The organism is Mesorhizobium sp. M2A.F.Ca.ET.039.01.1.1, from assembly GCF_003998035.1.
Lineage (GTDB): Bacteria > Pseudomonadota > Alphaproteobacteria > Rhizobiales > Rhizobiaceae > Mesorhizobium.
Genome location: NZ_RZRY01001225.1, coordinates 1 through 1,125, shown reverse-complemented (window position 1 = coordinate 1,125; position 1,125 = coordinate 1). Strand labels below are relative to the sequence as shown.

Sequence of the window (1,125 nt, the reverse complement as noted above, 5' to 3'; positions counted from 1 at the left end):
CCCCGTCACTATACGGGGAGAGGATGCCGGCAGGCAGGTGAGGGGCAGCACCACCTTCGGCAATTGGCCCTCAACCCCCTGCCTTCACCTTCTCGAACATCTTGGCCATATCGTCATTCTGCTTCATCGGTCCGGTGAAGATCGTGCTCTTCAGCATCACGTCCGGGTCCGCCGGCAGCTGCAGCTTGTCGAGCTCGTCCTTCGACACGCCGGCGAAGGCAGTCGAGAGCGAGCTGCCATAGCCGTAGGACTGGATGAGGAACTTGCCCGAGTCGGCGTCGAGCCGGCTGTTTATGAAGTCATAGGCGAGATCGACGTTCTTGGCGTCCTTGAGCATGACGAAGCCGCAGGCCCAGGTCAGCATGCCTTCCTTCGGCTTCATGAACTCGACCGGCACGCCCTGCTTCTTCAGCGAGGTGGCCGACGCGTTCCAGGTCATCGCGGCGACCAGCTGGCCGCTCGCCAGCGCCTGCTCGACCGAGGTCATGTCGGTGGTGTAGCTGGAGAGCAGCGGCCGCTGCTCGCGCAGCTTTTCGGCGACCTTCTCCATCTGGTCCGGCGTCATGTCGAAGGGATTCACGCCGGCCAGAAGAGCGGCGACGATCGGCGTGTCATGGACCGCATCGATGGTCGCCATGCGGCCGGCATATTGCTTGTCCCACAAAAGGTTCCAGCTCGCCTCAGGGTTCTTCACCAGATCGGTGCGGTAGAGGATCGAGGTGTTGCCCCAGTCCCACGGCACCATCCACACCTTGCCGTCGCCGGCCTGCAGGTCGGGCAGGTTCTTGAACACCGGGAAGACCGAATCCCAGTTCTTGATGCGCTTGGTGTCGATCGGCTGCAGCAGGCCTTCCTTGTTCCAGCGCGCCACCTTGTCGTAGCAGGGATGCGCGATGTCGGGCCGGAAGCCGGCCTTGACCTTGGTGAAGGCGTCGTCGTCGTCGCCGAAGATCGTAGCCTCGACGCCGTCCGGATGCGCGGCGAGGAAGCTCTTGTTGAAGTCCGGCAGTTCGTAGCCCGACCAGGTGAAATATTGCAGCTTGTCGGCGGCAAAAGCGACCGTCGACGACAGCGCCATGGCCAGGGCCGCGAGACCCGCCAGGGCCCCGGTTGTCGATTTCAGGT

General features: G+C 63.2%; 1 protein-coding gene. It reads right to left on the bottom strand.

What is annotated here, in order from left to right; genetic code table 11:
- Window positions 1-70 precede the first annotated feature (70 nt).
- Entirely contained in the window at window positions 71-1,078 is a 1,008-nt protein-coding gene (locus EOA24_RS38815; protein WP_245501976.1) for an ABC transporter substrate-binding protein, read from the bottom strand.
- Window positions 1,079-1,125: the final 47 nt, after the last annotated feature.

What these genes read in the sequence shown, in the direction of transcription:
- EOA24_RS38815 (WP_245501976.1), bottom strand. Translation starts at nt 1,078, where the DNA reads ATGGCGCTGTCGTCGACGGTCGCTTTTGCCGCCGACAAGCTGCAATAT.